The sequence below is a fragment of the Streptomyces caniscabiei genome (genome assembly GCF_014930365.1).
GTDB classification, from domain to species: Bacteria; Actinomycetota; Actinomycetes; order Streptomycetales; family Streptomycetaceae; genus Streptomyces; species Streptomyces caniscabiei.
This window is the reverse complement of the sequence record NZ_JABXWI010000046.1, coordinates 1-6,188: the sequence shown is the minus strand read 5'-3', so window position 1 is coordinate 6,188 and position 6,188 is coordinate 1. Positions and strand designations below refer to the sequence as shown.

At 63.4% G+C, this 6,188-nt stretch carries 4 protein-coding genes and 2 pseudogenes; 3 read left to right on the top strand and 3 right to left on the bottom strand.

Going from position 1 to position 6,188, the window contains the following annotated elements:
- Positions 1 to 233, top strand: a pseudogene (locus HW837_RS47780) (hypothetical protein); the annotation flags it as partial.
- Positions 234 to 374: 141 nt separating this feature from the next.
- On the opposite strand, the gene HW837_RS47775 reads toward HW837_RS47780, so the two are convergent.
- The 3 genes from HW837_RS47775 to HW837_RS47765 all read right to left on the bottom strand — a co-directional run bounded on the left by HW837_RS47775 (position 375) and on the right by HW837_RS47765 (position 3,396).
- Positions 375 to 1,349 carry an IS630 family transposase gene (locus tag HW837_RS47775; RefSeq protein WP_419583504.1) on the bottom strand — a complete coding sequence of 325 codons (975 nt, stop codon included), beginning with the start codon at positions 1,347 to 1,349 and terminating at the stop codon, positions 375 to 377.
- A 131-nt stretch (positions 1,350 to 1,480) separates the two neighbouring features.
- Positions 1,481 to 2,887, bottom strand: a complete 1,407-nt coding sequence (locus HW837_RS47770; RefSeq protein WP_193383050.1) for a P-loop ATPase, Sll1717 family — start codon at positions 2,885 to 2,887, stop codon at positions 1,481 to 1,483.
- Positions 2,884 to 3,396, bottom strand: a complete 513-nt coding sequence (locus HW837_RS47765) for a hypothetical protein (protein ID WP_193383049.1) — start codon at positions 3,394 to 3,396, stop codon at positions 2,884 to 2,886. The genes HW837_RS47770 and HW837_RS47765 overlap by 4 nt, the downstream gene beginning before the upstream one ends.
- Positions 3,397 to 4,265: 869 nt before the next feature.
- On the opposite strand from HW837_RS47765, the gene HW837_RS47760 reads away from it, so the two are divergent.
- Both HW837_RS47760 and HW837_RS47755 read left to right on the top strand, forming a co-directional pair.
- The gene (locus HW837_RS47760) at positions 4,266 to 5,495 is read left to right on the top strand and encodes an IS110 family RNA-guided transposase (RefSeq protein WP_193383051.1); all 1,230 of its coding nucleotides are present in this window, start codon (positions 4,266 to 4,268) and stop codon (positions 5,493 to 5,495) included.
- Positions 5,496 to 5,565: 70 nt separating this feature from the next.
- A pseudogene (locus HW837_RS47755) lies at positions 5,566 to 6,188 on the top strand (transposase); the annotation flags it as partial.

The following is a 6,188-nucleotide window of genomic DNA, read 5'->3' as shown; positions in this document are numbered from 1 at the left end:
CGGAACTGTTCTGCCTGATCACCACCCTCTTCCACCCGGACACCGCCCCGGCCACCGAACTCGCCGAGCTCTACGCACGTCGCTGGACCAGCGAAACGATCTACCGCTCGATCAAGGTCGAGCAACGCGGCGGCCGCACCGCGACCCTGCGCTCCGACAGCCCCGAAATGGTCGCCCAGGAACTGTGGGCCATGTGGCGGCCGGGTGCTCGTGCGGGTCGAGCAGCGTGGTGACCAGGCGGACCGTGCTGGTGCGGAAGGTGCCGTCTGCGGCGGTTCGGGTGACCCGGTAGCTGATCACACGCAGCGTGAGGGCGGTCAGGTGGGCGGGCATCGGACCGCGGCGGCCGTTATTGATCCGAAACTCAATCGGTTCTATTCGAGGGTGTAGCGGACGTGTGGGCCGCCGAAGTAGCCGCGGACGATGTGTGGCTGCCGTTGGCGGCGGTGGAAGAACCGGCGGGTCTCGGCCGCGAGTTGGGCCTGGTCGCGGGCCCGGCTGTGCATGGGCAGGCTCCGTTTGAGGTCGGCGTTGACCAGCTCGTCTGGGTTCAGCTCCGGCGAGTACGACGGCAGGAAGTGCAGCTCGATGCGGTCCGGGGGATCGGCGAGCCATGCGCGGACCTTGCGGGAGCGGTGCGCGGAGTGGCGGTCCAGGACGAGGTGCACCTTGCGGTCGAAGTGGCCTATGAGCCGGTCCAGGAAGCGGCACATGACGTCGGCGTCGAAGGTCTCGGTGAAGACCATGAAGTGCATGCGGCCCTTGGTGCTGATCGCGGACATCGCGTTGACCGAGAACCGGTTGCCCGTGCGGCGGACGACCGGGGTACTTCCTTTGGCGCCCCAGGTGCGTCCCGTGACCTGGTCGGAACGGACGCCGACCTGGTCGGCGAAGAGCACCTCCCCGCCCTCGGCCTTCGCCCTGGCCCGGATCGTCGGCCAGGTCTCCTCCCGCCAGACGCGGACCGCTTCCGCGTCCTGCTCGACGGCCCGCTTGTCCGGGCGCTGGAACGACAGCCCCCACCGGCGCAGATACTTGCCCACCCCCTGCTCGGTCAGCCGCACCCGGTACAACTTCGCGATCAGATCCCCGACCCCGGCCCGCGTCCACAGCTGCCCCACCAGCCCCAGGTCACAGGGACGGTGATCCAGAACCGCCTGCCGGACCGCCTGCTGCTCGACCGCACCGAGAACCTGATGCTCGCCGACCCGGCGCCCACGCGGCTGGGCCACCAGCGCTTCGCGCCCGCCGGCCAGCCACTTCGCCCACCAGTTGTCCACCGCCTCGAGCGAGACCTGGAAGACCGCCGCGACATCCTCACGAGTCCGGCCTGCAACCAGTGCGGCCACCGTCCGCAGCCGAAGGGCCTCCTGCGCCGACGGCGACAACTGCCGTGCATCCCCCACGAGTTCGCTCACGCAGGGGCCAACGACCCAGAGCACCTACCGTTTCGGGTCAATAAGGCCAGTGCTATGGCAGCCTACGACCCAGTTATACGCAGGTGCCGCCTAAAGGCGGGATGTATGCAGACCCACTCCTTATCCAGGAGGTCGGAGGCGGATAGCTCTGGATCTTCTATGGCGTAGACACCCCTTTCAGGTGTCTGATATCCCACGACGCCCACCTCGTACGCGATACCGGCAAGATCCTCTTTCGTTCCGTCCATGTACCACTGCGCATCCAAGAATTCTCCATGAATTCCAGAGGCAATTTGCGATTCGATTTGACGAACGAGGTCCTGACTGGTCATGGTTGCGGGAAATTCCCGGAATACCTTCTCAACGAATTTATTGATACCGCGATAGGTCTCTCCGAAGTCACCATTCAGCCCGTTGACCTTGTCTTGTGAGTAAGTGCCCAGGCAAGCATTGATATGCTGCAGACTAATTCGCTCGTCACTTGGAGTTTTGGCTGCCGCGTAGTTGCACAGAGCGATCATGTCGCGAGGGCCGCTTGCGCAGTACTGTGTGCAGTAGCGTGTGAACTTGTCAAAGCCTCCGTCCCAAGTAAACTCCTTGGCCCAGAGCTGCTCAGAGGTCATGGTGCCCCAAGGGAGGCCATGCAGACGAGCAATTCTCTTTGCAATTAGCTCCACCAGTGCTGGGTGATCCCATGTGATGAAGCCGAGTCGATCCGAGACTCTGTCATATTCTCTCTGATCTTCGTACCAAGACTTCCACAAGCCCTGTTTAATGAACAAGATGACATGAATCTTTTCCTCTGCGCGTGCGTTGATCTCAACAACAGCCCTAACAACCCCCTCAAGGAAGAGCGGATTCTCGGAAATTCCATCGAATACCACCTCAACCTCATCGATTAGTATCGCACCCTTCTCTTCATCACTCAGTGCACTGGAAATGCCTGTGATCAAATCGTCTAGGGTGGACTGCAGGACGTCGGAAGGGGACTCACGCTTAAGAAGGTCACCCAGCCGAATGTTGGCAACCCCTGCGACGTTTATGTCTACCGCGCCGGGAATTCCTTGCAGGATCGATTTTGTTCTTTCAAAGGCACTCCTTAGCGCCTGGCGTGTCGGTGAGGATCCTGACTCACTTATCCTCCGTGCGAACTCTGCAAGCAGCACGGTAGCAATAGCATTCTTCGTCCGGCCGGAATTTCCCCTCACCGTGGAGACGTTTGAGTCAAGGTATGCATGAGTGTCATCCAAATTGAATACGTATACGCTAGCGCCGGTGCAAGCTTGCAGGTACCTGCGCAACTCCGTCTTGCCGCTGCCCTTCATGCCGACGACTACTTCGATCCCATGGGCTCGGTCGTTCCATTTGATACTGTCCTGAATGCCACGGAAAACGTGGTGGGCAACCAGGTCGCTGCTGCCTGTAAGGGAGGCGTCCCTGTCTCCGAAGTAGGTCTGGCCACGACTCATGGGCGGTTTCCCGGTCGATAGTAGTAGGTGCGAATGAAACGATCTATTCCCCCCGTGCAGGCGTAGAGATAGATCAGTCGACGAAACTTATCAAGGCTCATTGGCGGCCCTGAGTCCCGCTTTGAGGTCAGCTTGGCATGAATGGTCCTAGCATCTGGAACCATCGGTAGACGGATCGTGCCAATGGCACGATGTATCTGGTCCATCCTTATTCCTGAGCGCTCGAAGCATGTTTTTGCTCGTAGCTGCACAAGCTTGTCGAAACTTTTCGGATCTGGTTGACCGAGGAAAGTTACGGCCTGGGCGTCAACCGATATCTCTCCATTGCTGTTCGCTGTGATGAGGTCGAGATCGGACATCAAGTTGAGCAATCCGCCTACGGCACGCGGCGACATATAACGATCAGGCATTAATCCATCACCTCGGCGAATGCGCAATTCTTGCGGATTCACTCGGAGAATTTTTTTGATTGCGGCGTCACGGCTTTTCCAAACCGGCACAGGGGCCATAATTCGCAATATGCATCGCACTCTTTGAAGAGTATTAGCCATGAGTGCCCCCGGATAGGCAAACGGGAAACGGCGAGACGGGCAGTTTAAAAACTCGCCCGCCACCTATGCGCCGACTGGTCACTACGCCCAGCGTACGTCCGCCGGATCTCCGCCGCATGCGGAGATCCGTGAGCGTTTTCAGAGTGGCCACCGGTCGGGTGACGGGGCGGCCTCCCGCAACGCACGAGGCTCCTGTGCCGTTGAGAGAGGTGTTCGACGTCTCAACTCATCAGCGCAGGAGCCTCGTTGGTTCCCTCATCCGTAGATAAGGGCGTCCCAATGGAGCGGAAGTTTGTGGGGATGCTCGAGTGGAGGGCTGCGATGCCTGCGGCGAACCGGGTCTGCTGAGACCTCCGCATAGAGCGGCGCGCGGTCCTCGTACTCATGGTGGCAGCTGCATGGGCGTCGGACGGACGCCTATTGGTTCCCCGGCCTCGATGCCCAAGGATAGATCGGCGGTGCCGGCGCCCATGCACCCGTCACCGTCCAGCCGGTGTTGGCGCCCGCTGGTGCTGGACGGACGTTTGACGTCCCTCCCGGCACGCGAGGCCTACCGAAAGATCGACGCCGTCCAACGCCGCCGGGCGTCAACACCCTCCGCTTGATCACTCGTTGGTGTTGGCGGTGCGAGCCCGCTCCACGGTGACCTCTTGTGAAGCCCGAGCCGTTTGAGCTCCCGCAGAGACCGAGGCCCGTGGGACGAGCTGGTGCCACGAACGGCTACTGAGGTGGCGGACCGGCCAGAAGGGCTGAGTCCTGGGATTAGGTCGCTGCGTGGCCCTCATGAGCTCGTGACCAGCAAGAACAGTACGACGGAGGGGAATGACTTGATCTACTGCGGCATCGACTGGGCGGAACGCACGCACGACGTCGCCCTGGTCGACGACAGCGGCCAGTTACTGGCCAAACGGCACATCACCGACGACGCCGCCGGCTACAAGATCCTCCTGGACCTGCTCGCCGAATACGGCGACACCGAGGAGAACCCGGTCCCGGTCGCGATCGAGACCTCCCGCGGCCTGCTCGTCGCAGTGCTACGGACGGGCAAGCGGCAGGTCTTCGCGATCAACCCGATGGCCGCCGCCCGCTACCGTGACCGGCACAGCGTCTCCCGCAAGAAGTCCGACCCCGGAGACGCCCTGGTCCTGGCCAACATCCTGCGCACCGACATGCACGCCCACCGGCCACTGCCGCAGGACAGCGACCTGGCCCGCGCCCTCGCCGTGCTCGCCAGAGCTCAGCAGGACGCCACGTGGAACCGGCAGCAGATCTCCAACCAGCTCCGCTCCCTGTTGCGCGAGTATTATCCGTCCGCCCTGGCCGCCTTCGAGTCGTGGAAGAACGGTCTGTGCCGCCGGGAGACGCACGAACTTCTCAAGGCGGCACCGACGCCGACGCGGGCTGCAAGGCTGACACGCACGCAGCTGCAGGCCGCACTCAAGCGCGCCGGTCGCAAACGCGGCGTCGAAGCCGAGGCCGAACGGCTCCGTGAAGTCTTCCGCGCCGACTGGGCCCACCAGCCGCCGCTGGTCGAGGGCGCGCTCGGCCAGCAGATGCTCGCGCTCCTGGTCCAGCTCCAGGCCGCCTGCACGGCGGCCGACAATCTGGCCGAGGCGGTGGAGGAAGCTTTCCCTCAGCATCCGGACGCTGAGATCATCCTCAGCTTCCCCGGCCTCGGCATCCAGCTCGGTGCCCGGGTGCTCGCCGAGATCGGGGACGACCGAAAACGCTTCGCCGATGCCCGGGGCCTGAAGGCATACGCCGGGGCTTCCCCCATCACCAGGGCCTCGGGCAAGAAGTCGAGCATCACCCGCCGGTGGGTGAAGAACGACCGCCTCAGCCACGCCGGCTACCTCTGGGCTTTCTCCGCGATCACCGCCTCACCAGGCGCCAAGACCCACTATCGCAGGCGCCGCGACGGCCACGGAGACTGGCACGCAGCCGCCCAGAGGAACCTCTTCAACCGCATGCTCGGCCAGCTCTACCACTGCCTTCAGCACCGCAAGCTCTTCGACGAGCACACCGCCTTCCCCGTCGAACTCGCCGCCGCAGCTTGACGTGTTGAGCGCCTGAGGTGTCTATCGTGCCGCACTCGACCTCCCGCACGCCCTGGTCGAGTGGGTAACCATGCTCATCGTCACCCGTGAGGGTGACCGCCGCTGCAAGCTCCCGCCGCACCAGCGTGCTCTCGTCGGCCTGGTGTACCTTCGCCGGCACGACACGCTCGCGCAGATCGCCGCCGGTTTCGGCATATCCGTCGGCACTGCCCACGCCTACGTCGCCGCCGTTGTCAGCTATCTGTCCCGCCGGGCGCCCGGGCTGCTGCGGGTCCTGCGGGAAACGGATCCCGATCACGTGCTGCTCGACGGAACGCTCGCCGAATGCGACCGGGTCGGTGACAGCCGGGCCGACTTCTCCCAGAAGCACCGCCGCTACGGCGTGAACGTGCAGGTCGTTGCCGACCCTGCGGGCAAGCTGCTGTGGATTCGCCCGCGCTGCCCGGCCGCACCCACGACCTGACCGCGGCACGCACCCACCGCATCATCCGGATCTGCGAACGCCAGGGCGTACCCGTCCTCGCCGACCGCGCCTACATCGGGCCGGCTCATGGATGACCACGCCGATCAGACGTCTTCCGCACCAGGACCTCACCGCGACCCAGCGGACGATCAACCGGGCCCTGTCAGCGGCACGAGCACCGGTCGAACGAGGCGTCGCCCGCCTGAAGTCCTGGCGCATCTTCCGCAGAT